Here is a 24,583-nt window from a genome sequence, read left to right on the forward strand (position 1 = left end):
AACGTCCGGAGCTGCCGCGTGGGGGGCGGCAGCTCCGGGTCAGCACATCACGCATGCGAGGAGCTGGAGCATTCATGGAGACGGAGACCCGGGTGGACGAAGGGACGTACGAGGTGCTGCGCGTCCGCCTCGCCGCTCAGGCCACCGAGCTCGCTCGACGCGCAGAGGCGCTCAACACCGCACGAATCGCCGAGTTCGGCTCCACCGAGCTCGCCCTCACCGGAACCGGACAGCTCCGGTCGGAACAGGGCCTCGTGGTGAGCGACGCCGTCGCTGTCGGCGACTGTCTCCTGCTGGGGCATCACACCCCTGCGGGGTCCGGAGAGGAGACCGCGGTCGGCGACGTCTTCACTCTCTACGACCGTGATCTGAAGCGGCTCGCCGGGGAGGGGGTGCCGGGCCTGCTCGACGACCCGGACTTCCGCCGGGAATTCGAGGCGCTGCACCGTTATTACCGCGGCGCGCGTCTGCGCCGGCTGCGCATCGTCGACGGCAGACTGCTGGCCGTCTTCTGCACGGGTGAGCACGCGGACGACATCCGCGTGCTGCGCTGGTCCCTGTCCCCGGCAGGAGCGCCGCGTTTCCTGGACGCCCAAGGCGAAAGGGACCATCTCCTCGCACCCGCCGACGACATCACCTGGGTGCAGACGACCCGCGACGACCACATTGCGGGCCGGCACCCGCGCATCCGCCTGGCCGGCGCGGTGTCCGTCTCGACGCTCGGGGGCACGCTGACCGTACTGGCCGGTGAGGAGGCCCTCTTCAGCGAACCGGTCGACGAGCCCCTGCAGTCACTGGCCGACGCCGAGGTGGCGTACGCGGTGGTCGGCGCCCTGCTCCTGCTGCGCATCCGCCCGTACCAGGAGGAGTCCCGCCGCCACCTGGTCGTCAACGCTCTGACGCGATCAGTGGTCCGGCTGGACGGCATCGGACAGTCCTGCCGCCGTCTGCCGGACAACCAGGGCATCGTCTTCCCGGGCGGCTACTGCCTCGCCACAGGCACGGTGAGGACCTTCGACATCGATACGGCCGGACTGGCGTTCGAGCACACCGTCAGGTCCCCCAACGGCGAAGACGTTCTCTACGCCTTCCACTCCCCCGCGTCGGGCCGCACCGTGCTGCTCCCGTACAACCTGATCCGCAAGGAGGTCGCCACCCCGCTCGTATGCGGCGGATACGCGCTGTTCGACGACGGGGCTCTCGCCACCCTGTACGAGACATCCGACGAGCCCGCGCGCGTACACCCCGTGCGGCTGTGGCAGACCCCTTACATCTCTGACGTGTACGCGGCAACCGTCCCGGCCGGCCATGGGCATCTGGCGCGGATCGGCAATGCCGACCTCGTGCGCGGCATCTCCGACTGCCTCGCCGTCGCGCGGCAGGTCTCCGACGCCCGGGCCACGGAGGAGCTCTACGAGGCGCTCGTCGAATCCTGCACGAGGACCGTCGACCGGCACCCCTGGCTGGGCGAGCCGGAGACGGGCGACCCGCGCAGCCTGCTGGAGGAGGTGCGCGCCACCGCGGGCCAGGTGCTGGCGGAGTTCAGGACCGTACAGGCCCTGACCCATCAGGCCGCCGAGGCGTTTACCGAGGCCGCGGAGAGCATTCAACGACTGGACCGGCGTCTGCGCGCCGAGACTGCCGGCACGGCCGAGGAGTGGACCGACCGCATCACGGAACTCCGCCGCGCCCAGGGCCGGCTGGTGAGTCTGGCGGAGATGCGGTACGCGGACACGGGCGCCATCGCGGCACTGGCCGAGGACGTCGAGGATCGCGTCGCATCCACCGCACACCGCGCGATCGGCTTCCTCCAGCGCGAGGACGCCTTCGCCGACCACCACGCACGGGTACGAAGCCTGACCGCCGCGGCGGAGGCGATCACCACCGTCGCCGAAGCCGCCCCGGTCACCGAACGGCTGGACCAGCAGACGTCCGCGCTCCGGACACTGACCGAGGTCGTCGCCGGACTGGACGGCGGCGACGCCACCGCCCGCACGGCCATCCTGGAAAACATCACTGACGTCGTCGGCGGTCTCAACCGTGCCCGCGCCACCGTCGACGCCCGTCGCCGCGAACTCCTGGAGGGCGAGAAGCGGGCATCCTTCACCGCCGAGTTCGCTCTGCTCGGCCAGTCCGTGACAGGCGCCCTCGCCGCCGCCGACACTCCGGAGTCCTGCGACGAACAACTCTCGAGGCTGCTGCACCAGGTCGACAGCCTGGAGTCACGCTTCGCCGACCACGACCGCTTCCTCGCCGAGATCGCCGACAAGCGGACCGAGATCCACGATGCCTTCTCCGCACGCAAGCAAGCCCTGACGGACGCCCGCGCCAGGCGAGCAGAACGCCTCGCCACCTCCGCCGGGCGCGTCCTGGAGACCATCACCCGTCAGGTGACCCTGCTCGAGAGCATCGAGGCGGTCCACACGTACTTCACCTCCGACCCCATGGTGGAGAAGGTCCGCCGCACAGTCGGCGAACTGCGCGACCTCGGCGACGTGGTCCGGGCCGAGGAGTTGGAGGGAAGGATCAAGGCCGCCCGCGAGGAGGCACGCCGAGCGGTACGGGACCGTACCGAACTGTTCGCCGACGGGGGCAGCACCATCCGGCTGGGTGCGCACGTGTTCGCCGTCAACACCCAGCCCTGCGAACTCACCCTGGTTCCGCAGAACGGCGGCGCCATGGCGTTCGCACTGACCGGCACCGACTACCGTGCCCCCGTCGCGGACCCCGAGTTCGCGGCCACGCGGGCCCACTGGGACCAGACGCTGCCGTCCGAGAACGACGACGTCTACCGGGCCGAGTACCTCGCTGCCCGCCTGATCGCCGAGCACGGCGCCGAGTACCTCGCCGCGGCCGACCTGCCGAGCCTGGTGCGGCGGGCCGCCGAGGCCGCGTACGACGAGGGGTACGAGCGCGGCGTCCACGACCACGACGCAACAGGAATCCTCGCAGCCTTCCTCCAGCTCCACGAGCGGGCCGGGCTGCTGCGCTACCCAGCCGCCGACCGCGCCGCCGCCCAGCTCTTCTGGGCGCACCGGGCGACACCCGATACCCGGCGGGCCTGGGCCCGCGAGGCCGCGTCACTGGTGCGGGCACGGGAGACCTTCGGCGCCGCCCCGACACTGGACGCGCTGCGTGCCGACATGACCGACGCGGGCCTCACCGCTCACGCCGCCGAGTACCTCGTCGAGGAGCTGGCAACCGGCGAATCCTTCACGACGAGCACCACGGCCCACACCCTGCTCGACAAGTTCCGCAGGACCGTCGGCTCCACGCCCTACGCGGACGACATCAGCGCCCTCCTCGCGACCGGTGACCACACCGGCGCGCAGCGGCTGGCCGAAGGCTGGCTGACCTCGTACGCGACCACGTGCGGGGAGGACGTCGACCCCGGTGACCTGGCCGAAGCCGTCGCGATCGAGATATGCCCCGGCCTCGGGCGCCACGATGTCGACGCGCCGCTCACCACCACGGTCGACGGCCTCCTCGGCACCCACCCACGCATCGACCGGCGCACCCTGCGCCTACGGCTCGACGAATTCCTGGCCCGCACCGGCCACTTCGCGCAGGATGTGGCCCCCGGCTTCCGCGCCTACCAGCGGCGCAGGCACTCCCTCCTCGCAGCCGAGCGTCGCCGCCTGCGCCTGGCCGAGTACCACCCGCGGGTCATGTCCTCCTTCGTACGCAACCGCCTCGTGGACGAGGTCTACCTCCCTCTCGTCGGCGACAGTCTCGCCCGCCAGCTCGGCGCCGCCGGGGACTCCAAGCGCACCGACAACAGCGGCCTGTTGCTCCTCCTCTCCCCGCCCGGCTACGGCAAGACAACCCTCATGGAATACGTCGCCGACCGCCTCGGCCTGCTGCTGGTGAAGGTGGACGGCCCGGCACTCGGCCACGGCGTCACCTCCCTCGACCCTGCCGCGGCACCGAACACCGCCGCTCGTCAGGAGCTCGAAAAAATCGACTTCGCGCTGGCCGCGGGCAACAACGTCATGCTGTACGTCGACGACATCCAGCACACCTCGTCCGAGCTGCTGCAGAAGTTCATCCCTCTGTGCGACACCACCCGCACACTGAACGGCCATGACCTGCGCGGCAAGCGCTTCGCCGTCTGCATGGCCGGCAACCCCTACACCGAGTCCGGTCAGCTCTTCCGCATCCCCGACATGCTTGCCAACCGCGCCGACGTGTGGAACCTCGGCGACGTCCTGACCGGCAGGGAGGCCGCCTTCGCCATGAGCTTCGTCGAGAACGCCCTGGCCTCCCACCCCGTCCTCGCCCCACTGGCCGGACGAGACCGCGCCGACCTCGAACTCCTGGTCCGCCTGGCCGCCGGCGACCCGGCCGCCAACCCGGACCGGCTCACGGGTCCCTACGCGCCGGCCGAACTCGACCGTGTGCTCGCCGTGTTGCGCCATCTGCTCACGGCCCGCGAAACGGTCCTCGCCGTGAACGCCGCGTACATGGCCTCCGCCGCCCGGACCGACACGACCCGCACCGAGCCCGCTTTCCTCCTCCAGGGCTCCTACCGCAACATGAACAAGATCGCCGCCCGTATCTCTCCCGTCATGAACGACACGGAACTGGCCGCCGTGATCGACGACCACTACGCAGCCGAGGCCCACACGCTGACGACCGGAGCCGAGGCCAACCTCCTCAAGCTGGCCGCCCTGCGCGGCACCCTCACCGAAGAGCAGGCTGCCCGCTGGGCCGCCATCACGGCTGCCCACGTACGCACTCAGGCCCTCGGCGACCGTGGCGACGACCCTCTCGCCCGAGCGGTCAACGCCCTCGGCCTGCTCGCCGACCGTGTCGCCGCCGTCGAAACAGCCATCATTCGCGCGACAGGCCCACGGCCGGCGCCCGGCCACCCGTCCGGACGCCACGCCGCCCCACCGAACGACGTTCGGCACCCCTGACCCCGACGCTGACCGCACACATGACGCTCGTTTCGGTCGCAGCAACAATCGATCCATGTGTCCAAGCCTGGTTTTGCGCGCGCGGGGCGGCGATCCGCCGGACACAGGCGATCGCAGCGCGTCAGGCGACCGAGAACTTGGCGACGTATTCGTCGAAGGGCTCGATGCCCGCTTCCTGGCGCAGTTCGTCCATACGCTCGGGCTCTTCGCAGGGCCAAGGAATAGGCGAACCGTTCCTCACGCCGGCGATCTGCGTGCCGTAGATCTGCCGGCGCCCCTCGTTGACCAGCGTGCGATCACGGAGAAAGGCCAGCTCGCGACGGCCGGCTGAGCCTTCGTCTACCGCCCTCTGCATCAGCCTCAGCGCACACCGCTGCACATCGAGCTGCCGGTCGGCATGCTGAGCGATCAGCCACGCCCCACGGGCGGCCTCCTCGCCGACGAGTTCCGCCGTCGGCCAGCCGTACTCGTCCATGATTTCGTTCAGCCGGTCACCGTGCCGGGCGGTCAGGCAACGCCAGGCCAGCTGCTCGGCCGGGTCGTCGCTGTTCGCGCCGGCCGAGGCACTGTGGTCCGCGGCAGCCATGTCCATGAGCTCTGCCGCCAGTGCAGCAACTTCCTGCCCCACTCTCAACTCCCGGGATTGAATAGGTGCGTTCGCGCTGGTCGCTGCAACCTAAAAGGCGCACACCGCGCACAAAGATCATCCCGGAGAACGGTGACGGGCACCCCCGTGCGCCGGGATACTGAATCTACCTGAGGCGCCAGGGCCCGGGGTGATGCTCAGCAGCGTCCAGTCGCCAGGTACGCCGGAGTCAGGCGGCGCCTTTTCGCTCCGCAGTGACCACGACGGCGGTGTAGCGGATCGTGAAGCTGCCCCCGAACGCGTCGACGGCGGCGCCGATGCCCGCCACCACTTCCTCCAGCTTGGCCGGCGGAAGCTGGGCGTGGCCGCCGGTAGTGGGCAGTTGGTCCAGCCACTCGTCCCTGGCGTAGGACCGCTCCCAGTCGAATCGCCACTGCTCCGGATCGCCGTACGCGCGCACCTGCAGCACTTGCCATCCGGCCGACGGGAGGGACGGCCGACCGCACACGTGTCCGTCGATTCGCATTCGGCGGCGCGCGGCTCCCTCCTGCCGGAGGACGAGCAGGAGGGAGCCGTGTCGTACGTCAGGCAGTCATGTCGGACGAGGCCCGTACGAGCTCACGGATGAGCTCCTCCGCCCGAGGCCATTCGCCGTAACCGGCGGCTGGGTTGAGGTGCCCGACCGGGCCGAGGTCCACGAGGCGGCTGCCCCATACTCGGGCGAGACCGGCGACGCGTGCGAAATCGGCCAGTGGGTCGTTCGTGCTCGCCGCGACGATGCTGGGGAAGGGCAGTGGTGTCCGCGGCACGGGCGTCCAGCCGTTCGCGTGCAGGGCATCCTGAGTGGGGTATCCCTCCGGCAGCGGCGTGTCGAAGTCCGGCGGCGCCGCCAGCAGCGCTCCCTCGACCGGACGGCGGTGTCGTCGCGCCCAGTGCACGGTGGTCATCACGCCCGCGCTGTGGGCCGCCAGTACAACCGGCCCGGAGATGTCCGACAGCACTCCTTCCAAGGCGGCGACCTGGGCGTCACAGCTGAGCCTGTCGTCGGTCAGCGGCGGCACCGTACGGGCGTTGGCGATCTTGTCGGCAAGGATGGTCTGCCAGTGGTCCGGCACATGATCGCGCAGACCGGGGACGATCACGACCGTCGGCGGTGCGGTGAGGCTCATGTCTGCGGCTCCGGGTTCATGAGCGCCGCGTCGGGGAGCAGTCCCAGGCGGCGCAGATCTTTTTCGTAGGACGACTTGCCGATGGTGAAGGCCACGCTGCCGGCCAGCGCGACGAGCGGGACCACCTGGAGTGCGCCGTGCAGGCCCATGCGGTCCGCGAGCATGCCCGTCACAGCGGGCCCCGGGGCGAGCCCGAGCAGGCTGTTGGCCAGGGTGAGCGTGGCCATGGCCGTCGCCGCGATGGCGGTGGGCGTCAGATTCGCCACCATGGCGGCTGCCGGTCCGGCTGTGGCATTGGACAGCAGTGTTCCGGCGGCGATCAGTACGAGTTGCGGCGGGCCGGCCGGCAACTGGAAGCCGGCCGTCAGCAGCACGAGCGACCCGAGACTGCAGACGATCGCGACGGTCCACTTCCTGGCCCCGGCCTTCCGGCTGAGGCGGTCCGACACGATACCGCCGCCGATCATGCCGATGCCGGTGATCAGTGCGAAGACCCCGGCTATCAGGCCCGCCTTCGCGGGAGGCATGTCGTAGGAGCGGTTGAGGAAGCTGGGCATCCAGGCGAGCAGGGCCATCGCGACGAACATCTGCAGTCCGCTGCCGATGTAGGCGCACACCACGGAGACCGAGGAGAACAACCGCGGCAGCAGGGTCCGCAGGCCCGCGTGTTCACCGGGCGTGCCTCCACGACCGCCGACGGCTGAGCCCAGCCGCTTCTCGGTGACCATGATGCGGTATATCGCGGCCAGTGCGATCCCGAAGATCCCCATGATGCCGAACGCCCAGCGCCAGCCCAGGTGCTGGGCGACGACGCCGCCGATCGACACGCCCAGCACGGATCCGAAGGCGCCTCCCGCGATGAATGCTCCGGAGAGCGTGGCCCGGAGAGCGACGGGGAAGACGCTCAGGACCACCGCGATGCCGACGCTTCCGTAGGCGGCCTCTCCTACGCCGACCATGAACCGCCCCAGGAACATCTGGTCGTAGCTCGCCGACACCGCGCAGCCCAGAGTCGCGAGACTCCACACCATGGCGGCGATCACCAGGCTCCTCACCCTGCCCCAGCGGTCCGCCAGGAGCGACAGGGGGAAGGTGAGCACACCCACCATCAGGGCCACGATGCCGCTGAGAGAGCCCAATTGGGCATCGGAGAGCAGCCACTCCGCCTTCAGCAGGGGGAAGACCGCATTGAGGACCTGCCGTGACATGTAGTCGGACAGCAGGAGCGCGAAACTCAGCGCGAACACCAGCCAGGCATACCTTCGGGATACGACCGGTCCGGCGGGAGACGTGCCCGGCACGGCCGTGCCGACAGTGTGAAGTCCCATTGGCATCACCGTTTCGTCTCTGGTCGGGGTTCAGAACGGTCGGTCACCGACGATTCCGGCGCGCTCCATCTTGCGGACGGCGGGCCAGTAGTCCTGGACGGCGTAGTGCTGCGTGGAGCGGTTGTCCCAGATGGCGAAGCTGTTCCTCTGCCAGCGCCAGCGCACCTGGTATTCGGGAACGGCGGCCTGGCTGATCAGGTAGTTCAGGAGGTTGCCGGCGCCGGGCGCGTGGTCCTGGCCGAAGCGCACGTTCTGCGGCGTGTGGAAGTTGACGAAGTGCGTGGTGAACGCGTTGACGAAAAGGACCCGTTCGCCGGTCTCGGGGTGGGTGCGCACCACCGGGTGCTCCGCGTCCGGGTACTGTGCCTTGAGCCGGTGGCGCTGCTCCATCGGCATGACGGCGCCGAAGCTCGCCTCAATGCTGTGCCGTGCGCGCAGGCCCGCGATCTGCTTCTTGATGTGCTCGGGCAGCCTGCGGTGGGCCTCGGCCATGTTGACCCAGATCGTGTCGCCGCCCACCTCGGGCGTCTCGACGCAGCGCAGTACGGCGCCCATCGGCGGGCACTCGCGCCAGGTCCCGTCGCAGTGAAGGGCGTTCTCGTAGTGCTCGGGCTTGCTGTCCAGGTCCTTGTAGATACGGACCAGCCCCGGGTGATCCGGGTCGCTGCCGACCACCGGGTGGTCCTCCAGCGGACCGAAGCGCGAGGCGAGGGCGACGTGCTCGGCACGGGTGATGTCCTGGTCGCGCAGGAACAGGACCTTGTGTATGAGCAGCAGTGCCTTGATCTCGGCGAACAGGTCGTCGTCGCGCGCGGCGTCGGCAAGGTTCACGCCGGACAGTTCGGCGCCGATGGTGCAGGTCAGCGGCTCAGCCTTGATCGTGGTGCGGAGGACGCCCGGGCGCACCAGAGCGGGCGCGCCTTCCCTCTTGTGGACGGTCTGGGGCATGTGCTCACTCCTGGGGGTTGGCAACGGCTCACTGCGGAGCCTGTGTGAGGGAGATGTAGCTCGATCGTGCGATGGTCGGCCTTCTGGCTTGTGGTGCTGTGCGGGTGCGGAGGTAGCGTTGCCGGTGCGATCCGGGACGCCGGGTGCGGTGTCGGCGTGCGGGGCCCCTGCTCCACCGGAGTGATGGTTCAGGGCCTCCTCGTCGCCTCTGGCCGCATCCGCGTGACCAGGTCGTGAGACGGTGCCCATCAACGGCCTCCGGCCGCGGGCAGCCCTTCCGGGGCCGGACCACGGGCAGGATCCGTGTCGCCGCCCGGATGAGTACGCGGACGACCTGGGGGCACCGCTGGGGCCCCCTGCGGGCACCCTGGGGGCACCCTGGGGGCACCCCCAGCGGTAGCTGGGGGAGGTAGCTGGGGGAGGTAGCTGGGGGAGGTAGCTGGGGGAGGTAGCTGGGGGAGGTAGCTGGGGGAGCGCCCAGGACCGTTCGGGGCGTGCCAGTGAGCGGACTCTCCCACTCACTGCCAAGGAACGGTGATGTGTGGTGCACGGTGTGCTCTCACAGGGTGAAGACGGAGGATCCCGTGGTCCGTCCCGCTTCAAGATCGCGATGTGCCTGGGGTGCGTCCTTGAGGTCGTAGCGCTGGTTGATCTCGATCTTGATGCGGCCGGACGCGACATGCCCGAACAGCTCGCCTGCCAGGGCGTCCCGCTCGGCGGGCTCCGCGATGTAGTCGGCCAGCGCCGGCCGGGTCACGAACAACGAGCCGTGCATGACCAGCTGCATGGCATCGAGCGGCGGCACCCCGGAGGACGTACCGAAGCACACCAGCAGGCCGCGGCGCTGCAGCGAAGCCATGGACCCGGCGATGGTGTCCTTGCCGATGCTGTCGAAGACGACCGGGACGCCCTTGCCGTCGGTCAGCTCGCGCACTCGCTCGGCCACGTTCTCGCGCCGGTAGTAGACGATGTGATCGCAACCGTGGGCGCGGGCGATCTCGGCCTTCTCCTCGGTGGAGACCGTGCCGATCACCGTGATGCCGAGCAGCTTTGCCCACTGGGAGAAGATCAGGCCGACGCCGCCGGCCGCAGCGTGGAGCAGCACGGTGTCGCCGGACTTCAGCGGGTGGATCCGGCGCAGCAGATAGGCCGAGGTGAGGCCGCGCATGGTCATCGCCGCGGCGGTCTCGCAGCTGATCTCCTCCGGCAGCTTGATCAACGACTCGGCGGGCATGACCCGCGCTGTGCTGTAGGCCCCCAGCGGGCTGCCGGTGTAGGTCACCCGGTCGCCCTCGGCGACATGCGTCACGCCATCGCCCACGGCCTCGATCACTCCCGAGGCCTCCACACCGAGTCCCGAGGGCAGCGGCGCCGGGTACAGGCCGGTACGGAAGTAGGTGTCGGCGAAGTTGAGTCCGACAGCGGCGTGCCGGATCCGTACCTCACCCGGGCCCGGTTCGCCGACGGTGACCTCTTCCCACCGCAGGACGTCGGGGCCGCCGGTTTCGTGGAAGCGAATGGCGTGTGCCATGGCTTGCTCCGTTCACTCGTGTGTGGGGCGGCGGCCGCGGGATCGGTCCACGGGCCGCCGCCAGTGGGGTCGGGTCGTGTCAGCTCTTGACGTCGCGCAGCATAAAGCCGCGCCGGCCGGGACGGCGGTTGGGCACCATGCCGAGCCGGTCCAGGGTCTCGTCGGCGCCCTCGTACCATTCGCCGATCTTGTAGATCTTCTTCGCCTCCTGCCCGGTGGCGATCTCACGGCCGAGCGCATCGGCGATCCGGACCATCTGCTCGACCTGCTCGACGGAGGACATCCGCTCGCCCTTGCGCCGCCACAGGTTGTCCTCGTTGCCCACCCGCACATGCGCACCCAGGGCGATGCCAATCGCGTTCATCGGCGCCACCGCGCGCATGGAGGCCTCAATGGTGAGGACGGCGCCGTCCGGGACGCGGCGGATGAACTCGATCAGGTCGGCCGGGTGCCGTCCGGCGAACCCGCCTCCGATGGCGACGTAGTTGAGCACCAGCGGCCCGCTGTAGACACCCTTGCGGATCAGCCGTTCGACCGTCTCCAGTTGGGCCATGTTGGCGAGTTGGAAGTGCGGCTGGATGTCGTTGGCGCGGAGCCGCTTGAGGTGCTCGAGGTAGAAGTCCGGCCCGGCCTCGACCACCATGTCGCGGTAGGCCTTGTAGTACGCCGCCTTGGAGATCGAGGTGCCCTCGATGTCCTCGTCGTCGAAGATCTCGACGATGTTCATCTGGTTGGTGTTGATCGCGATCGTCACCTGGTCCGGCCGGGGGTCGATCTCGGCCAGCATGTGGCGGGTGTCGTAGCTGAGCCACTTGGCGTCGGCGCCCTCGTCCTCGGGGGCGAAGGAGATGGACCCGCCTATCTGCAGGACCATGTCGGGCACGGCCTCGCGCAACCGGGCCATCAGCTCGTTGAACATGGAGATGCGCTTGGAGCCGTGGCCGTCCAGCTCGCGCACATGGATGTGCAGCACCGTGGCACCGGCGTTGTAGCAGTCGACCGCCGCCTGCACATGTTCGTCCATGGTGACCGGGAGGTCGTCGGCATCACCGGGCAGCCACTCCGGCCCGTAGGGCGCGGCCTGGATGACCAGCTTCTCCTGGTTCTCCGGATACAGGGAGTCGTCGAAGAAATGCATGGTCCATCTCCTTTGTCGGATGGGTCTTCACTCACTGCACACATCGCTGCCGGCGATGCGGGGCCTGAGGCATGGCGAAGAGCGGAGCGGAATTGCAGGGGTTCCCGGGCTCGCCGGCCGACTCGGATACGGCCGGCGGGCTCGGGGAGCAAGCGGTCGGGGCAGGGCTCCTGCCCGTCCTCGTGGGACCGGGCAGTCTCTCTTGCGGTAATGCAAAGTTAAGGGCCGGTTACATCTCACGCATGACCACAGGTGACATCCGACTTATCACTTGGGGACGGCCTGCCCGGCAGCAGATGATCGCTGGTGGTCAATCCCCGACGAAGGGCTGTTCCTGCGTCCTCTGGACGCGCCACTGCCTGGGGCTGCAGCCGAATCGCTCGCTGAACCAGCGAGAGAAGGCGCTCGGTGCGGAGAATCCCAGCAGCCCGGAGATCTCCGTCAACGAACGACGTGGGTTCGCCACGAGCTGCTCCGCGAGCTGGGTACGCGTCGCGTTGAGGACGGAGGAGAACGTCTCGCCCGAGGCCGCCAGGTGCCGGTGCACGGTTCTCCGGTCGACGCCGAGGCTGCACGCGACCTGCTCGATCGAACAGCGCCCGGTCGGCAGCAACACCTCGATCAGGTCGCGTACGCGGTCCAGCACAGTCGTGTCCCTCGAAACCGCGATGGCGTCGAAATACTGCCGCGCGTAGGTCCGGAGCAGTGGGTCCGACATGGTGTTGGGGGCGTTGAGATCACTGGCATAGAAGACGATCCCGTTGAATTCCCGGTCGAATTCCACTACGGGACCGAAGATCCTCCGGTGGGTAGCGGGATCCGCCGGAGCACTGTGTGTGAAACACACGGACACCGGCTGCCACCGAGTACCGAGGAAGCTGCGCAGGACCCGGTGAAAGGCGCCCACGGCCAGCTCCATGGCCTGGCGGGCCGCCATGGCCTCACTCAGTTCCAGGCCCACCTTGAGGGTGGCCAGGCCGTTCGCCTCGGAGAGCCGACTGCGAAGCATCTCGTTGTACATGTGCTCATGGCGGATGAGGAGCTCGACCGCGCTGCGGACATCGGGCTCCTCACGTATGACCAGGCTGATGGGGCCGAGGTTGGAGAAGCGGCGGCGCTCGGCCAGGAGCAGGCCGAAGTCCTCCTGGTGTGAGGTCGCCGCCGAAAGCTCGAGCAGCTGAGCCACGGCCACGCCGGAGATCCATCTGTCCTGGATCGCGAGGCCGATGGGATCCAGGCCCACCCGCTTCATCAGGACCCGCGGGTCGATGCCGAGCGACTGGCTGAGCTCGACGTAGCTGTTCAGCGCTGCATTGCGGACAAGGGGCTTCATGGGCGCACTCCGGTCTGTCCCCAATTGATAAGTCAGATGTCACGTCAAGTCAAGCGATGCGCCAGGTGGTGACCTAGCGTTGCACCACCGCGGTGGAGCTCGCCGCCTGGATTCGGCGTCCCGGCCGATCTGAAATCCAGCGGAGAACACCATGACAAACAGCCCAACCGTTGACCAGACCCGCGAAACGGCAGGAACTCGATGCAGAGTGACGACCCCTGAAGCAATTACGTGTGCCGAAGCCGTTGGATTCCTGCGCGAGGAACGGAACAAGGCCGGCATGACAAGCTGACCACGCGGTCCTTCATTCCCGTACGGAATACGAGGACTTCGCCGAGACCGAGTTGAAGCGCCGATGTGCTGCGGCCAGGGCTGACCTTACGTCAGAGATGCGTGCTGCTACCGGACTTCCAGGGGCATCGAACGGCATTGGCGGTGGACCCCCGGCCGCGTCGGGATCGACCCATCGACGTGATCGCGACACAGAACACCGCGGACCTCGGTGCCTCCCGCCTCCATCCGTGGCCGCCGCCAGCCCAGATCGAAGGGGAAACCGAATGAACAACCTCGCCGCACTCCTGGCGGAATCCGCCTGGGCCAACGGCGACCGCGTGGCCGTTCGCCAGGACGAGATCGTCCTCACCTATGCCCAACTCGACGAAGCGAGCGCCCGGATCGCCACTCTGCTGCAGGCCAAGGGCGTCCATCCGGGCGATCGCGTCGCATTGGTCATGCCCAACGTCATCTGCTTCCCGGTCGCTTACTACGGCATCCTCCGCGCCGGCGGAGTGGTGGTGCCGATGAATCCGCTGCTGAAGGCCCGTGAAACGGCCTTCGCCCTTCGGGACTCCGGGTCCCGGATCGTGTTGACGAATCCGGCGTTCGCGGACGAGGTCACGACGGCGGCAGCAGACGTGGGCGCCGCATGCCTGGTCATGGACCCGACTGCATTCGACGCCCTGGTACAGACCGCCGAACCCCTGCCCAAGGTGGTCGACCGGGCGCAGGACGACACTGCCGTGATCCTGTACACCTCGGGCACGACAGGGATCCCGAAGGGCGCCGAGCTGAGTCACCGCAACCTGATCACCAACGCGGCCACCGCTGCAGAGACGCTGCTCCGCGTCGGGCAGAACGACGTACTGTTCGGCGGTCTGCCGCTGTTCCACGCATTCGGGCAGACCTGTGCCCTCAACACTGCCGTCGCCGCGGGCGCCGCCCTGACCTTGCTGCCGCGGTTCGAGCCGGCCAAGGCGCTGGAGATCATGCAGCGGGACGCAGTAACCGTCTTCCTGGGCGTCCCCACGATGTACACGGCCCTTCTCCGCACCGGGATCCCCGGCGGTTACGACCTCTCCCCGCTGCGACTGGCGGTTTCCGGCGGAGCTTCCTTGCCGGTCGAGGTGCTGCACGGATTCGAACGGGAATTCGACGTCACCGTACTCGAAGGCTATGGGCTCTCCGAGACATCGCCGGTCGCCGCGTTCAACCCCCCGGACCGTCCACGCAAGGCCGGCTCGATCGGCCTCGCGGTCCGCGGGGTCGAACTCAAGCTCGTCGCGGACGATGGCGCCGCGGTGGGCCAGGGCGAAGTCGGTGAGATCGCGATCCGCGGCGAGAACATCATGAAGGGCTACTGGAACCGACCGGATGCGACCGCCGAGGCCATGCGGGGCGGGTGGTTCCACAGCGGCGACCTCGCCCGTGTGGACGAAGACGGCTACTACTTCATCGTCGACCGGAAGAAGGACCTCATCATCCGCGGCGGGTACAACGTCTACCCGCGCGAGATCGAGGAGGTGCTCTACGAACACCCGGCCGTGGCCGAAGCCGCGGTTGTCGGCGTGCCGCACGAGATCCACGGCGAGGAGGTGGCCGCCGTGGTGACTCTCCGGGACGGTGCACAGACCACGGCCGATCAGATACGTGACTACATCAAACAGCGGGTGGCCGCGTATAAGTACCCGCGGATCGTCACATTCGCCGACGCACTCCCCAAGGGTGCGACGGGCAAGATCCTCAAGCGTGAGATAGTCGTCGAGCGGCAGGAACTCGCGGACTGAACCGACCTGCTTCTGCAGCGGGTTCAAGGACAGGCCATCATGCGCTGCAGAAGCGTCCGACAGCCGGAGGGAGGCCTGCGCGCACGACGGCGCGCAGGCCGAGGCGGATGGCGGCTCAGGCTTGTTTCGGTGATGGCGCGGGAAGAACTCACGGGCGCGACGCTCAGGCGTAGCGCCCACCGCGCGGGCAGCGACGGCCGGCCAGCTCCTCGCCGGCGAGCTGGCACAACCTGCCCGCCAGTGTGCTGTCCTGGCCGACACCCGTTGTGAGGTCACCCAAGACCGGCGTACCGCTGCTCATGAGCTGTGACTTCTTCCGCGAGGATCGGAACGCCGATATTGCAAGCGTGAATTCCGACCACCGTGGCCAGCTTGAGCACTTCGAGGATTTCCTCCCGGGTCGCACCGAGCTCCAGCGCAGCTCGTATATGGCGGCGAACCCCAGAGGAATACATATGAGTACAGGCGGCGTCCACCGCGATGCAGAGCAGTTCAATGACCTTCGGCTCAAGTATCCCGCTTTTCCAGGGCGCCGTTGCCGTCTTCATGAACTGCTCGGTCCATACGGGATCCCATTCATGCAACTGGTCCCACAGAGGATTCCAGCTGCCATTCTCACGCATGTGGCCAACTGTCGAAGAACCAGCCATGGTGTGCCCTTCCGCAGGATCGTCGACCTTTCAGAACGCAACGGTAGGCCGCACAGCCTCCGAACACTTGGCCTCGGGAGACGGACGATTTGACACTTCGGGACAAGTCGAGATCCGCTGCCCTCCCTGCACCTGGAAGCCGTCGTGGGAGTGCGCGGTCCGAGGAGCAGTGCGAGCGTGACGGTCAGGGGAGCCGGAGCCGGCATCCTGAACCCGAAGGCGCTACTGCTGTACTTCTCGCTGTTCCCGCATTTCCTCGACCCCGCAGCCACCTGGCCGGTCGCCGCGCAGACCGGACTGCTCGGCACGCTCCACACGACCGCCTGCGCCCTCGTCCACTTCACCGTCGGCGTCCTCGCCCGCACCGTATTGAAGACCCGGCTCTCGGCGGCCCGGGTGGTCACCCGCACCTCCGGTGCCATCATGATCGTCATCGGCGGATTCCTGCTGGTGGAACACCTGGCCGGCTGAGGAACCCGCCCGACTCCGTTCGCACACTGTGGTGTCCACCGAAGGAGAGCACATGGAAGAGGACCGAACGCAGCAAGAACAGGCGAGCCCCGAGATGCAGGCACGCATCCGGGACAGCTTCGACCGCCAGGGACTGATGAGCCACCTCGGTGCACGGATCACGCACATCGCGCCCGGCCGCGTGCACATCGTGCTCCCGAGCCGCCCCGAAGTGACCCAGCAGCACGGCTACTTCCACGCCGGCGCCACCAGCGCCATAGCGGACAGCGCCGGCGGCTACGCCGCCTTCACACTGTTCCCCGAGAACACCGAGGTGCTCACCGTCGAGTACAAGATCAACCTGCTCGCGCCCGCCGTCGGCGACCACATCGAGGCAGTCGGAACGGTCCTGAAGTCCGGGCGCACCCTGACCGTATGCCGACTGGAGGCGTTCGGCGTCCAGGACGGCCGTCGGACTCTCGTCGCGAACGGACAGCAGACACTGATCCGCGTGAACAGGACCGCGCCATGACGTCCCTCCGGGGAACCGGCAGGTTCCACCGCTGGGCTGCGGACGGCACGTTCGACCGAAGTGCTGCGTGCCGCGCCGGCTCGGGCGGACGCCGCAGGTGAGATCGACTGCTGGTGGGCGGCCGACTCCACGAATGTCCGGGCCCACCAGCACGCGGCGGCCCCCGAAGAGGGGGCACCGCAGCCCAGCTCTCGGGAGATCCAGAGGTGGCCTGATCAGCAAGGTCCACCTGGCCTGTGACGGCCGGGGCCGCTCGCTCGTCCTGCTCCTCACAGAAGGAAACACCAAGGCTTCTACGCCCGGCCCGCGCGCCAATGCCTGGCCGGACAGGTCCTAAGCGCGGCGGCCCTTGGACAGGTGCCGGTAGCCCGGGTGGACACCCGGGGTGAGGCCCTGCTGGTCGGCGATGCGCGCGAGCAGTGCGGTCAACTGGGCCCGCTGATCGAGGTCCAGGGCCGAACAGACATCTTCCTCATGCGCGGAGGCAACCTTCCGCATCTCGTCCAGGACGCGTTGACCTTCGGCGGACAGATACAACACGTGATTGCGGCGATCCTCGGTGCTGCGGCGCCGCTCCACCAGTCCCTTGTCGTCAAGGTTGTCGATCAAGGTGACGACACGACTGGGCACAACCCCCAGCTCGGCGGCCAATGACCGCTGACTTCGCCCGGGTTGGCCGGCGATCATGCGCAGCAATCCGACATCCGGCGGGGCCAGCCCGCCAACGACGTCCAACGCCTCGGCTCCGTGGGCGCTTCCCCCTGGTCAGCCCGGAAGAGACCGAACGCAACCTGCTCGCTCTCCGGGACCTCGTCATCGGACGTACGTCCGCCCGATGGCTCTGGATCACACCGACCACGGTGGACGAAGAGCGCCTCAGTACGTACCCGCACTTCCAGCGGGCTCAGATCACCTGGTCCAACACGGACATCGGCCGCATCGCCGAGTTCCTGCACGCACAACCGGAACCCGTCGTCGACACCCGGGGCATCACCGCCGGTCTGCATCTGGAAGACGGCGTGCACCTCACGCTCGCCGAGCAGCGGGCCGTCGCTGTCACTGTGGTCCACGCCCTCGCGGAACTCTCATGAAGCCGGCTTTCTCCGGTGCCACCGGCACCGGAGAAAGCGAGCACACCGCCGCGCCCCACACGACGCCGGAGCCGGCGGTCAACACCATCGCCGGGGCGCCGAGCGACGCCCCACCGGAAGTCGGCCGGCGGCGGGTCATCGCGCATCTCGACGAGAAGGCCGACGAGCAGGCAGCCGTGACGGCGCCCGGCCGTCAGCTCGCGGCGGCGGCCTTGTCGAGCTCCCACGAGTGGAGCTTGAACTCGCGGAGGAAGTCGGGGTGGTCCTCCCAGTTGCGGGCGATGCCTCGCAGGACGTCCCAGTTGTGCTCCAGTGCCTGATCGATGGTGTTGCGCATTGCCGGGTCGGCCGTCGCCCGCTGCTCGGCAAGCCCCTTGACCGCCGTCGCGGCCTTCACTGTGTTGAGGAGTGCACGCAGCGCGCGGGAGGTGTCATCCATCCCGAAACCGTGCTCGCTGCCCATCTCGGCGTCGAAGAGTGGGCGAAGCCGGTCCTCGAGGAACGCGGCGATCCGCTCGAAGTGCTGGGCGTCCATCGGGCTCTCCTCCTGCCGCGCAGCCATCAGGCCCGGCGTTTTCAGTGATCCATCTGCTCAGGACGACTGTAATCGTCCTCCGCTTCCTTCGGACCGCGGGGTACTCCGGGTCACCGACGAGCACCCCGCACACGGACCTTCCCGTACTCGTGGGGAGTCCGCCGTCGCCGTCAGGCCAGCAGGGCCTGGGCCAGAACCGTCCGGCCGGAGATTCCGAGCTTGCGATAGACCCTGCCCAGATGGTTCTCCACCGTCCTCACGACATCACCTACGCCTGCCCCCTGCGCTGTTCCCACTGCTCCTCCGAATCGGGCCGCCGCCCTGCGCGCCGGCTCAAGCGCGGCTTCCGGAAGTACGCCCTCGGTCCGACGCCCTGACCGGCGCGCGGCCCCGATCCGCGCGCCGCCCGACTCGTTGCGACGCCTGACCGGCATACGGCTGTCAACAGGGCTGTGTCAACTGGCGGTTGGCCGCCAGGCACATAGCCGCCACGCGCGACAGGCGTCAACTCACCTCCCACGGCCCAGACTCATCGCGGCGCCCGGAACCACCCCTTCCCCCGGGCGTCCGAGGAGTGCGTCGTGATCAGACCTTCCGCACGAGGAAGGGCCGCCCTGCTCGCCGCAGGGCTCTCCCTGGTACTGCTCTCGGCAGGGCAGACCGTCGCCGCGTCCGATACCGCTCCAGACACCGCGTCCGTACCGGCCACCTTCACCGGGGCCCAGGGCTCGAGCACCACCGTCACCCTCATCACCGGTGACCGCGTCACCCTCACCGACCTCGGCGGCGGCCGGAAGACCGTCACCGTCGACCGGGCCAAGGGCGCCACCGGAGCCGTCCGCAGCGAGACCGTGAACGGCAGGGTCACCGTCATACCCGACGAGGCCCGGCCCTACCTGGAGGCCGGTGTCCTCGACCGGCGGCTCTTCGACGTCACCGGCCTCGTCGAGCAGGGCATCACCGGCGAGCTGCCGCTGATCGTGACGCACGGCAAGGGTGCCCGCGCCGCCGCGGTGGCCCCGCGCGGCACCAAGACCGTCCGGGCCCTGCCCAGCATCGGCGGCGCGGCCGTACGGGCCACCGAACCAGCCGCCTTCTGGCGCGAGTTCACCGGCTCCGCCCGACCCGGCGCCCGCTCGGCCGGTGCCGTGAAGGTCTGGCTCGACGCCCGGGTCAAGGCCGCCATGGCCGACTCCAACGCCCAGATCGGCACCCCCAAGGCCTGGGAGGCCGGCCTGACCGGCAAGGACGTCAAGGTCGCCGTACTCGACACCGGCGCCGACCTCTCCCACCCCGACCTCGCCGGACGGGTCACCGAGACCCGGTCCTTCATCGAGGGCCAGGAGGTCGCCGACCGCAACGGCCACGGCACCCATGTCGCCTCCACCGTCGGCGGCAGCGGCGCGGGCTCCGCGGGCAAGGAGCAGGGCGTCGCCCCCGGCACCACCCTCGCCGTCGGCAAGGTCCTCACCGACCAGGGCTTCGGCACCGAGTCGCAGATCATCGCCGGCATGGAGTGGGCCGCCCGGGACATCGACGCAAAGATCGTCTCGATGAGCCTCGGCTCCAGCGAGGCCAGCGACGGCACCGACCCCATGGCCCAGGCGGTGAACACCCTCTCCGCCGAGACCGGCGCCCTCTTCGTCATCGCCGCCGGCAACTCCGGCGCCCCGGGCTCCATCGGCTCACCCGGCGCCGCCGACTCCGCGCTCACCGTCGGCGCCGTCGACTCCGCCGACCGCCCCGCCTACTTCACCAGCAAGGGCCCCCGCTACAGCGACCAGGCCCTCAAGCCCGACATCTCCGCCCCCGGTGTCGGCATTCTCGCCGCCCGCTCCCAGCTCGTCGGCGGCAGCGGCCTCTACACCTCCAAGAGCGGTACGTCGATGGCGACCCCGCATGTCGCGGGCGTTGCCGCGCTCCTCGCCGAGCGGCACCCCGACTGGACCGGCGCCCAGCTCAAGAACGCCCTCATGTCCAGCTCCAAGACGCTCACCGCGTCCTCGTACGCCCTCGGCGCGGGCCGGGTCGACGTAGCTGCCGCGATCTCCGCGAACGTCACCGCCACCGGCTCCGCCGACCTGGGCTTCTACTCCTGGCCGTACGAGACGAACAAGCCGGTGACGAAGACCGTCACGTACACCAACTCCTCCGACGCGCCCGTCGAGCTGAACCTGGCCGTCGAGGGCATGCCGGAGGGCACCGCCGCCCTCGCCGACACCACCCTCACCGTCCCGGCCCACGGCACCGCGCAGACCACCGTCACCGGCGACGGCGCCAAGGCCCCCGTCGGCACCAGCTCCGGCCGCATCACCGCCACCTCCGGCGGCACGCCCGTCGCGCACACCGCGCTCGGCCTGGTCAAGGAGGAGGAGCGTTACAACCTCACCGTCCATGTCAAGGACCGCGACGGCGCCCCCACCCGCGCCTGGCTCGGGGTGCAGCGGCTGGCCGCGAACGAAGACCCGTTCCCGGCGTCCGTCGGCGAGTCCGGCACCGTCCAGCTGCGCCTGAAGCCCGGCACGTACACCGTCAGCACCTTCCTCGACGTCCTCGGCTCGCACGGCAAGGACTCCCTCGGCCTCGGCTTCCTCACCGATCCGGAGATCGTCCTCGACCGCGACCGCGAGATCACCCTCGACGGGCGCCGGCTGCGTGAGATACGCGCCGAGGTCGAGAAGCGCACCGAGACCCGGCAGGTTCTGATGGAGTTCGACCGCAAGGCCAACGGGGCCTCCTACGGCGGCGCCGTCCTGGTCCCGCCCCGCTACGATTCGATCTTCGCCGCGCCCACCGCCAAGCCCGCCACCGGCACCTTCGAGTACCGGACGGTCTGGCGGCTCGGCAAGCCGTTGCTCGAGGTCGCCGCGGGCGGCGTCCGGCTCACCGGCGCCACCCCGCAAGTCGGCGCCACCCTCCTCGAAGGCCGCCACCGTCTCGGCGTCGTCGACGCGGGCACCGGCACCGCCGCGGAGTACGCCGGCAAGGATGTCACCGGCAAGGCGGTCCTGGTCCGCCGCACCGAGGGCGCCGACACCACGCAGCTCGCCCAGACCGCCCAGGACGCGGGCGCCAAGGCCCTGTTCGTCACCGACGACAAGCCCGGCCGGCTGATGGCCTGGTTCGGCACCGCCGACCGCGAGGACCGGCCGCTCGCCGTCGCCACCGTGAACGCGGCCGACGCCGCCACGATCGCGGCCGCCGCGGCCCGCGGGACGGCGCTCGACCTGACGGGCACCCGCTTCACCCCGTACACCTACGACCTCTCCGAGGGACACCCCGGCGCCATCGGCACGGATCTCGTCTTCCGGCCCGACGAGGACGAACTCGCCACCATCCGCTCGAAGTACCACATGCCGACGGCCAAGAAGGAGATCGGCGGCGAGTTCCGCTTCTCGATCACCGACACCTTCCGGATCGGCTTCGGCTTCAAGGAGTGGATCGCCTTCCCGACCGAGCGCACCGAGTACGTCTCCACCGGCACCGGCCAGCGCTGGCACGAGTCCGTCGACCTGGAGAACTCGCTCGAGCAGCGCGGCGGCACCCCGTCCTACCGGGGTGGCAGCAAGGTCGAGCTGGAGTGGTTCAAGCCGGTCTGGCACCCGTGGCTCGGCACCGGCCTCGGCTGGGGTCAGGAGCGCTCCGGCAACTGGCTGCGCTTCAACACGCCCGGCTGGGGCGACTCCGGACCGGACCACACCGGGTTCGGCGACGTGTACAACGACCCGACGATGAGCCAGTACACCGAGGTGTACGTCGACGGCGTGCGGGTCGACCGCAGGAAGAGCTCCGGCGTCAACGCCGTGAAGGCCCCCGCGCAGGAGGCCACCTACAAGGTCGTCACCGACACCACGCTCGACCCGGCCCGCTGGCGGCTCGGCACCAAGGGCCACGCCGAGTGGACCATCCGCTCCAAGGAGACCCCGGCCGACCGGTTCACCTACCTGCCGCTGATCAACCTCGGCTTCGACCTCGACACCGACCTCGTCGGTGACGTCCGGGGCGGCAGCCGGGTGCCCGTACGGATCTACGCCGAGTACGTGAAGGGCGCGCCGGACACCGGTGTCCTCGGCGGCGGCTCCCTGGAGGTCTCCTACGACGAGGGGGCGACCTGGACGAACGTCGCGCTGCGCTCGTCGCGCGGCGCCTCCTGGAAGGGTGAGCTGCGCGTCCCGGACGGCGCGAAGTCCGTCTCGCTGCGGGCGGGCGCGAGCGACGACAGGGGCGGCTCGGTGAAGCAGGAGCTCATCCGCGCGGTGGGCGTGCGCTGACCACCCCGCGTACGACGCGCAGTTCGATCAGGTCCTGGGGCGCAGCCGGAGCTGTCCGGCCGTCCCCGGGACCTGGTCCTGCGTGCGCTCGAGGATCTGCGCGGCGAGCCGGGCGCGATGACGGAGTCGCGGACCGCCCAGGAAGTCCGGACACGGAGCACACGCGCCGACGACTCGGCGCGAAGCGACGCGCTGCCTCTGCCGCAGGCGACTACGTGAGCGCTGCCCGCATCATCTTCTGAGCCACCGGCGCCGCCAGGCCGTTGCCGCTGACCTCGGAACGCGCGGCGGCGGAGTCCTCGACGACCACCGCGACCGCGACCTGCTTGCCGGTGGCGTCGTCCTTGGCGTACGAGGTGAACCAGGCGTAGGGCGTCTTGCTGTTGTCGACGCCCCGCTGCGCGGTCCCGGTCTTGCCGCCCACTTCCGCGCCGTCGATCCGCGCGTTCGTGCCGGTGCCGTCCTCGACGACCGTGACCATCGCGCTGCGCAGCTGCTCGGCCGTCGAGGCGGAGACCACTCGCCGGGTGTCCGGGTCCTCGAAGCTCTGCAGGGTGTTGCCGGACGAGTCCGTCACCTTGGACACCATGTGCGGCGACTTCAGCTCACCGTCGTTGGCAAGCACTGCCGGAACCATCGCCATCTGCAGCGGCGTCGCCGTGACGTCGAACTGGCCGATGCCCGTCAGCGCCGTCTGCGCCTTGTCCATACCGGACGGGTAGACGCTCTTCGCGGCCCGCACCGGCACATCGAGCTTGTCGGTGTTGAAGCCGAACTTCTCCGCCGTTTCGCGGACCTTGTCCTGGCCGAGGTCGACGGCCAGCTTGGCGAAGACGTTGTTGCACGAGTACTGGAGCGCGGTGCGCAGGGTCGCGTTCTCGCACGGCGCGGAGCGGTTCTCGTTCTCCAGGACCGTGGCCGTGCCGGGCAGGGTGTACGGATCCGGGCTGTCGGTCGGCTCGTCGACCGACCCGTACATCCCGTCCTCCAGCGCTGCCGCCGCGACCACCAGCTTGAAGGTGGAGCCGGGCGGATAGGTCTGCCGCAGCGCCCGATTGAGCATGGGCTGGTCCTCGTCCCCGGTCAGCTGCTTCCACGCCTCGCCGTCCGTCGTCCCGCTGATCTGCGACGGGTCGTACGAAGGTGTGGACGCCATCGCGAGGATCTCCCCGGTCTCCGGGTCGATGGCGACGGCCGCACCCTTCTTGCTGCCGAGCCCCTCGTACGCCGCCTTCTGCACTGCCGGATCGATCGTCGTCACCACATCGCCGGGTTTCGGGTGCCGGCCCAGGACAGCGTCCGCCGGCTTCCGCAGCCGGTCGTCGGTCCCGTCGAGGACATCACCGTAGATGCCCTCGAGCTGGGTGGCTCCGTATGCCTGCGATCTGTAGCCGGTGACGGGCGCATACAGCTCGCCGTCCGTATACGTGCGCTGGTACGCGAGATCGCCGCTGCCCGTCTTCTTCGAGCCGGTGACCGGGGAACCGGCCACGATGATGTCGCCCAGCGGCTGTGCGTACTGGTCGATGGTCTTCCGCCGGTTGTGTTCGTTGTCCGCGAGTGCCTGGGCTTCGAAGAACTGCAGCCAGGTGGCTCGCATCATCAGAGCGAGCACCATCAGCAGACAGAGGACCGAAGCGTGTCTGATCGTCTTGTTCATCCCGCACAAGAACGAACGGGCGGACCGAGTCGTTCCGGTCCGCCGCGTTTCTCTTGTTCTCCTCGTCCTGGCCGGCCCGGCCGTCCGCTGTGCCCGCGGCAGGGCGGCGCGGCGCAAGCCGTCGGCCTGCGAGTCAGAGACTCGGGGCGCGGTGGGTGGGTCCGCCGTCGAGAAGGGTGGGCGTCACCGGAAACTCGGGCAGGTCGGTGGCCGGGACTGCACGTCGCACCCGCGACCCGCTCCCCCCACGTCGCAGCAGTCCCCCTTTTCGTCATCTCGACGAGATGCCGGCGACTACGTCTGCCGGCCTGAACGGGAGCGCCTCGACCGTACGGGCCCCAGGACCGGTTTACCACATGGGCGCCGCAGGCTGCCGCTC

General features: G+C 69.2%; 19 protein-coding genes and 1 pseudogene. 7 read left to right on the forward strand and 13 right to left on the reverse strand.

The features are described from left to right. Window positions 1–74 precede the first annotated feature (74 nt). Complete coding sequence (locus tag ABD858_RS00930) at window positions 75–4,919, forward strand: DNA repair ATPase (protein ID WP_345033793.1); 4,845 nt, start codon at window positions 75–77, stop codon at window positions 4,917–4,919. Between the two features lie 121 nt (window positions 4,920–5,040). Here ABD858_RS00930 and ABD858_RS00935 read toward each other — a convergent pair whose 3' ends face one another. The 8 genes from ABD858_RS00935 to ABD858_RS00970 form a co-directional block, all read right to left on the reverse strand. Then, window positions 5,041–5,511, reverse strand: coding sequence for a DUF6624 domain-containing protein (locus tag ABD858_RS00935; RefSeq protein ID WP_425586299.1), 471 nt, complete (start codon window positions 5,509–5,511; stop codon window positions 5,041–5,043). A 223-nt stretch (window positions 5,512–5,734) separates the two neighbouring features. Continuing rightward, entirely contained in the window at window positions 5,735–5,974 is a 240-nt protein-coding gene (locus ABD858_RS00940) for a hypothetical protein (RefSeq protein WP_425586126.1), read from the reverse strand. Between the two features lie 115 nt (window positions 5,975–6,089). After that, on the reverse strand, window positions 6,090–6,674 hold the full coding sequence (locus ABD858_RS00945) for an RBBP9/YdeN family alpha/beta hydrolase (protein WP_345033798.1): 585 nt from the start codon (window positions 6,672–6,674) through the stop codon (window positions 6,090–6,092). Continuing rightward, on the reverse strand, window positions 6,671–8,002 hold the full coding sequence (locus tag ABD858_RS00950) for an MFS transporter (RefSeq protein WP_345033800.1): 1,332 nt from the start codon (window positions 8,000–8,002) through the stop codon (window positions 6,671–6,673). Before ABD858_RS00950 ends, ABD858_RS00945 begins: the two co-directional genes overlap by 4 nt. A gap of 30 nt (window positions 8,003–8,032) precedes the next feature. Then, on the reverse strand, window positions 8,033–8,950 hold the full coding sequence (locus tag ABD858_RS00955) for a TauD/TfdA dioxygenase family protein (protein ID WP_345033802.1): 918 nt from the start codon (window positions 8,948–8,950) through the stop codon (window positions 8,033–8,035). Window positions 8,951–9,509: 559 nt separating this feature from the next. After that, window positions 9,510–10,481, reverse strand: a complete 972-nt coding sequence (locus ABD858_RS00960) for a quinone oxidoreductase family protein (protein WP_345033803.1) — start codon at window positions 10,479–10,481, stop codon at window positions 9,510–9,512. 79 nt (window positions 10,482–10,560) lie between these two features. Continuing rightward, window positions 10,561–11,619 (reverse strand): beta-keto acid cleavage family enzyme, encoded by a 1,059-nt coding sequence (locus ABD858_RS00965; RefSeq protein WP_345033804.1) that lies wholly within the window; start codon window positions 11,617–11,619, stop codon window positions 10,561–10,563. Between the two features lie 310 nt (window positions 11,620–11,929). Then, window positions 11,930–12,952: an AraC family transcriptional regulator gene (locus tag ABD858_RS00970; RefSeq protein ID WP_345033805.1), complete on the reverse strand. Its 1,023-nt coding sequence runs from the start codon at window positions 12,950–12,952 to the stop codon at window positions 11,930–11,932. Window positions 12,953–13,509: 557 nt separating this feature from the next. On the opposite strand from ABD858_RS00970, the gene ABD858_RS00975 reads away from it, so the two are divergent. Next, complete coding sequence (locus ABD858_RS00975; RefSeq protein WP_345033807.1) at window positions 13,510–15,015, forward strand: long-chain-fatty-acid--CoA ligase; 1,506 nt, start codon at window positions 13,510–13,512, stop codon at window positions 15,013–15,015. Window positions 15,016–15,287: 272 nt separating this feature from the next. Here the strand turns inward: ABD858_RS00975 and ABD858_RS00980 are convergent, their stop codons facing one another. Beyond that, on the reverse strand, window positions 15,288–15,638 hold the full coding sequence (locus ABD858_RS00980) for a carboxymuconolactone decarboxylase family protein (RefSeq protein WP_345033809.1): 351 nt from the start codon (window positions 15,636–15,638) through the stop codon (window positions 15,288–15,290). Window positions 15,639–15,842: 204 nt separating this feature from the next. Here ABD858_RS00980 and ABD858_RS00985 point away from each other — a divergent pair, with 204 nt between their 5' ends. The 3 genes and pseudogenes from ABD858_RS00985 to ABD858_RS36665 all read left to right on the forward strand — a co-directional run. Further along, window positions 15,843–16,136 carry a LysE family transporter gene (locus ABD858_RS00985; RefSeq protein WP_345033811.1) on the forward strand — a complete coding sequence of 98 codons (294 nt, stop codon included), beginning with the start codon at window positions 15,843–15,845 and terminating at the stop codon, window positions 16,134–16,136. Between the two features lie 52 nt (window positions 16,137–16,188). Further along, a complete protein-coding gene (locus ABD858_RS00990) occupies window positions 16,189–16,647 on the forward strand; it encodes a PaaI family thioesterase (protein WP_345033813.1) in 459 nt (152 codons plus the stop codon). Window positions 16,648–16,667: 20 nt separating this feature from the next. Beyond that, a pseudogene (locus ABD858_RS36665) lies at window positions 16,668–16,927 on the forward strand (IS5 family transposase); the annotation flags it as partial. Window positions 16,928–16,980: 53 nt separating this feature from the next. Here ABD858_RS36665 and ABD858_RS01000 read toward each other — a convergent pair. After that, on the reverse strand, window positions 16,981–17,382 hold the full coding sequence (locus ABD858_RS01000) for a MarR family winged helix-turn-helix transcriptional regulator (RefSeq protein ID WP_345033815.1): 402 nt from the start codon (window positions 17,380–17,382) through the stop codon (window positions 16,981–16,983). 125 nt (window positions 17,383–17,507) lie between these two features. Between ABD858_RS01000 and ABD858_RS01005 the strand changes: the two genes are divergently transcribed. Beyond that, window positions 17,508–17,738, forward strand: a complete 231-nt coding sequence (locus ABD858_RS01005) for a hypothetical protein (RefSeq protein ID WP_345033816.1) — start codon at window positions 17,508–17,510, stop codon at window positions 17,736–17,738. A 193-nt stretch (window positions 17,739–17,931) separates the two neighbouring features. On the opposite strand, the gene ABD858_RS01010 is transcribed toward ABD858_RS01005, so the two are convergent. Then, the gene (locus ABD858_RS01010) at window positions 17,932–18,273 is read right to left on the reverse strand and encodes a hypothetical protein (protein ID WP_345033817.1); all 342 of its coding nucleotides are present in this window, start codon (window positions 18,271–18,273) and stop codon (window positions 17,932–17,934) included. A gap of 170 nt (window positions 18,274–18,443) precedes the next feature. Further along, on the reverse strand, window positions 18,444–18,533 hold the full coding sequence (locus ABD858_RS01015) for a LuxR C-terminal-related transcriptional regulator (RefSeq protein ID WP_345033818.1): 90 nt from the start codon (window positions 18,531–18,533) through the stop codon (window positions 18,444–18,446). A 321-nt stretch (window positions 18,534–18,854) separates the two neighbouring features. Here ABD858_RS01015 and ABD858_RS01020 point away from each other — a divergent pair, with 321 nt between their 5' ends. Further along, window positions 18,855–22,544 carry a S8 family serine peptidase gene (locus ABD858_RS01020; protein ID WP_345033819.1) on the forward strand — a complete coding sequence of 1,230 codons (3,690 nt, stop codon included), beginning with the start codon at window positions 18,855–18,857 and terminating at the stop codon, window positions 22,542–22,544. A 211-nt stretch (window positions 22,545–22,755) separates the two neighbouring features. On the opposite strand, the gene ABD858_RS01025 is transcribed toward ABD858_RS01020, so the two are convergent. After that, on the reverse strand, window positions 22,756–24,204 hold the full coding sequence (locus ABD858_RS01025) for a peptidoglycan D,D-transpeptidase FtsI family protein (protein ID WP_345033820.1): 1,449 nt from the start codon (window positions 24,202–24,204) through the stop codon (window positions 22,756–22,758). Between the last annotated feature and the right edge of the window lie 379 nt (window positions 24,205–24,583).

Origin of the sequence: Streptomyces sannanensis, assembly GCF_039536205.1 — a bacterium.
GTDB lineage: Bacteria > Actinomycetota > Actinomycetes > Streptomycetales > Streptomycetaceae > Streptomyces > Streptomyces sannanensis.